Origin of the sequence: Pseudomonas sp. Sample_10 (assembly GCF_004321495.1) — a bacterium.
In the GTDB taxonomy this organism is placed as follows: domain Bacteria; phylum Pseudomonadota; class Gammaproteobacteria; order Pseudomonadales; family Pseudomonadaceae; genus Aquipseudomonas.
Genome location: NZ_RCOE01000301.1, coordinates 1 through 3582 on the forward strand (window position 1 = coordinate 1; position 3582 = coordinate 3582).

Annotated in this window: 4 protein-coding genes and 1 pseudogene; all 5 read right to left on the minus strand. The window is 57.7% G+C overall.

Annotated features, from left to right (window positions below; all coding sequences use genetic code 11):
- Positions 1 to 734, minus strand: a pseudogene (locus D8U18_RS28130) (PD40 domain-containing protein); the annotation flags it as partial.
- Positions 731 to 1810, minus strand: coding sequence for a cell envelope integrity protein TolA (gene tolA / locus D8U18_RS28135; RefSeq protein ID WP_130908648.1), 1080 nt, complete (start codon positions 1808 to 1810; stop codon positions 731 to 733). The gene tolA and the pseudogene D8U18_RS28130, both read right to left, overlap by 4 nt.
- Positions 1810 to 2262, minus strand: a complete 453-nt coding sequence (gene tolR / locus D8U18_RS28140) for a protein TolR (RefSeq protein ID WP_162135951.1) — start codon at positions 2260 to 2262, stop codon at positions 1810 to 1812. Before tolR ends, tolA begins: the two co-directional genes overlap by 1 nt.
- Positions 2263 to 2285: 23 nt before the next feature.
- Positions 2286 to 2981, minus strand: coding sequence for a protein TolQ (gene tolQ / locus D8U18_RS28145; RefSeq protein WP_034149144.1), 696 nt, complete (start codon positions 2979 to 2981; stop codon positions 2286 to 2288).
- On the minus strand, positions 2971 to 3438 hold the full coding sequence (gene ybgC / locus D8U18_RS28150) for a tol-pal system-associated acyl-CoA thioesterase (RefSeq protein WP_056852659.1): 468 nt from the start codon (positions 3436 to 3438) through the stop codon (positions 2971 to 2973). Before ybgC ends, tolQ begins: the two co-directional genes overlap by 11 nt.
- Positions 3439 to 3582: the final 144 nt, after the last annotated feature.

Here is a 3582-nt window from a genome sequence, read left to right on the forward strand (position 1 = left end):
AGGCCTTCGAAGTTGGTGATCTGCTCACGGCGACCGGTGTCGATGTTCTGCATGAAGATGCGCGGACGCTTCTGCTCGAACGAGACGTAAGCGATGCGCTTGCCATCCGGTGCGAAACGCGGCGACAGGATCGGCTCGCGCGATTGCAGCAGGGTCACGGCACGGGCACCGTCATAGTCCGAACGTTGCAGTGTGTAGCGCGTGTTCTTCTCGGAGAAACGCTCGGCCGTCACGTACAACAGGCGGGTCGAAAAGGCACCTTTGATACCGGTGAGCTTTTCGAACGACTGATCGGCGATGTAGTGCGACATGTCGCGCAATTGGTCGACGCCGCCAGACACGCTGCCCGTCAGCACTTGCTGCTCGGTGGCAACGTTGAACAGTGCGTATTGCACCTGCAGGCGACCGCCCGCCGGAACAATGCTGCCGACCATGACGTACTGGGCGCCAAGCGCCTTGAAGTCACGGAAGATGATTTCGCTGGCCTGGCTTGGCTGGCTGATCATGTTCTGCTTTGGAATCGGCGAGTAGTAACCCGAGTTGCGCAGGTCGTTACCGATGATTTCCGCCATGTCGTCCGGCAGCACGCTGCCGCCCTGGTTACCGAACGGCACAACGGCGATCGGGGTAGCCCGATCACTGCCGCTGGTGACCAGAATGTTTTTTTCATCTGCCATCGCCAATCCTGCCATGCAGCAGATAGCGACGAGCATTCCTCGAAGAAGGTTTCTCACAAGGCTAGATCCTCAGGTGTGAATGTCATCTTGAATGAACGATACGGAGCGAAATCACTCGGCTTCATTCCCTGCATTTCTGTCAAACGTCCAATATTCTTCACCGCTGCCACAGCCGATGCGTCGAACGGACCGTCGCCACTGGACTTGGCCACGCTGACCGAAGTCACCGTACCGTCCGGCAACATGCCGATTTGCAACACGACCGTCATGCCTTTGCGGGCCGAAGGTGGACGAGCCCAGCCTTCCGCTGCACGAGCGCGAATCAGGTCATCGAAACTGCCGGCGACTTCGTCACCCTGCTCATCGGCCAAGGCCTGCTGACGCTGCGGCGTGTCGGAAAGCAAATCTGCCAGGGCCTGAGCCTTTTTGTCTTCGGCGGATTTACGTGCCGCTTCCTGCGCTTTCTTCTTCGCAGCATCGGCAGCAGCTTTCTTCTTCGCGTCTTCGGCGACTTTCTTCTTCGCCTCTTCAGCTTCAGCTTTCTTCTTGGCGTCTTCGGCGGCTTTCTTCTTCGCGTCTTCGACGATCTTTTTCTTCGCTTCTTCAGCGGCCGCTTTCTTGGCCTCTTCTTCAGCAGCCTTCTTGGCTTCTTCTTCCGCTTTCTTCTTGGCTATATCAGCCAATTGTTTCTCTTCTGCCTTCTTGGCTTCGGCGGTCTTCTTCGCTTCATCGGCTTTCTTGGCTTCATCAGCCTTTTTCGCCTCTTCCGCTTTCTTCGACTCGTCGGCCTTCTTGGCTTCCTCGGCCTTTTGAGCCGCTTCTTCTTTCTTTTGTTCCGCAGCCTTCACCGCTTCCTGCTCGACCTTTTTCTGCTCCATCTGCTCGACTTCGGTCTGGCGCGCGGCGGATTTCTTCGCCTCACCCGCAATCTTCTGATTGGTCTGGGTGGTCGCCTGACTTTTCGATTTCAGCTGGTACAGGGTCGCCTGGACAATCGGCTTGGCCGGCGGCAACTCCGGGGTAAAGGCGAAACTGACAAACAGCATGCCGAACACCAGCACGTGCAAGCCAATCGCCCAGACACTAGGCCAGAAGTAGCTTTCCGAGGCGGACGGCTCTCGCTGTTGCTGCATCAGGGCGCCTCGGTAATCAAGCCAACATTACCGACGCCGGCCTTCTGCAACCCGCCCATGGCGCCCATGACAGAGCCGTAGTCGACACTCTTGTCGCCGCGAATGAAGACCTGGGTACGCTTGCCGCCTTCGTTGCCGACGCGAATGATCTTGGTCACCGCATCGGTCATCTGCGGCAGGGTCATCGCCCTGTCCTGCTGCTTCTCGGTGTCGACTTCGCTGCCAAGGTTCCAGTAATAGGTCTTGTCAGACTTGATGGAAATGGTCAGGACCTGTGTGTTGTTGTCCTGCGGCAAGGCTTCGCTGGAAACCTTGGGCAGATCAACTTTCACGCCCTGATTGAGCATCGGCGCGGTCACCATGAAGATGACCAGCAGTACCAGCATCACGTCGATGTAAGGCACCACGTTCATCTCGGCAACCGGCTTGCGCTTTTTGCGAGCTCGAGCGATTAAAGCCATTGGAAATTACCTGCTTATTCTTCGCTGGTGTGCACTTTGCGGTGCAGGATCGCCTGGAATTCATCGGCGAAGGTGTAGTAGCGGCTGATCAGCGTTTCGCTGCGAGCGGCAAAACGGTTGTAGGCGATAACGGCAGGAATCGCGGCGAACAGACCAATCGCGGTAGCGATCAGTGCTTCGGCGATACCGGGTGCAACAGTTGCCAGCGTTGCTTGCTGGGCAGTCGCCAGGCCGCGGAAGGAGTTCATGATGCCCCACACAGTACCGAACAGACCGATGTACGGACTCACGGAACCGACGGTGGCCAGGAACGGCAGGCTTTGCTCGAGCTTTTCTTCTTCGCGGGAGATCGCGACGCGCATGGCACGGGCTACGCCTTCCATGACCGCTTCAGGGTCAACGCCTGGCTGCTGGCGCAGACGGGAGAATTCCTTGAAACCGGCGCGGAAGATCTGCTCGACACCCGAATCAGGGTCCGGGTTGCTGCCGGCCTGGCGGTAGAGTTTGGACAGGTCGATACCCGACCAGAAGCGCTCCTCGAAGCTCTCCAGGGCACGTCGACCGGCGCGCAGCAGGTTGCTGCGCTGAAAGATCATGATCCATGAGGTCACCGATGCGGCTACCAGGGTCAGCATTACCAGTTGCACCACGATACTGGCATTGCTGACCAGGCTCCACATGGAGGAATGGTCGACGACGTTAGCTTCCACGCTTTATCTCCTGCTTTGAGTGAGTACCCGCGCCGCTCACGTCGGCAAAGGCCGCTCGTAGAGCTTCGGGAATGGCCCGGGGTTTTAAACTGTCAGTGCGCACACAGGCCACCAGAAACTGCCCTTCACAGAGCAGCGCATCATCCGTTGCCCGCCTGACCTGCTGTTTGAAGCGCAGGCTGGCACGGTTCAATTCGATTACTTCAGCGCTTACCAGCAGCTCGTCGTCCAGTCGCGCCGGCGCGTGGTAGCGCGCTTCGCTGGAATGCACGACGAACAACAGGTCCTCCCCTGCCAGCTGCGATTGGGCAAAGCCCAGTTCTCGTAGCCGCTCGGTTCGAGCCCGTTCCATAAACTTGAGGTAATTGACGTAATACACGATGCCGCCCGCATCGGTGTCTTCGTAATAAACGCGACAACGATGTGCGAAAGGCTCAAGCCCGTTTTGCGCGCGCATACTCTAGTGCTTACTCCTCAGGTTGCCAATCGGCCAGGCAACTGTTTTTCATTGTTCTGCGGCTTTCTCGCGAAAGTACGGTCCTAGGACAGCACAATGCCCGAAAATTCAGCACGCAAAAGTTAATTAATCGTCCACGGCATC

Bases quoted from the DNA above. Each gene is read 5' to 3' on its own strand.
- tolA (WP_130908648.1), bottom strand. From the start codon at position 1,810: ATGCAGCAACAGCGAGAGCCGTCCGCCTCGGAAAGCTACTTCTGGCCT.
- ybgC (WP_056852659.1), bottom strand. From the start codon at position 3,438: ATGCGCGCGCAAAACGGGCTTGAGCCTTTCGCACATCGTTGTCGCGTT.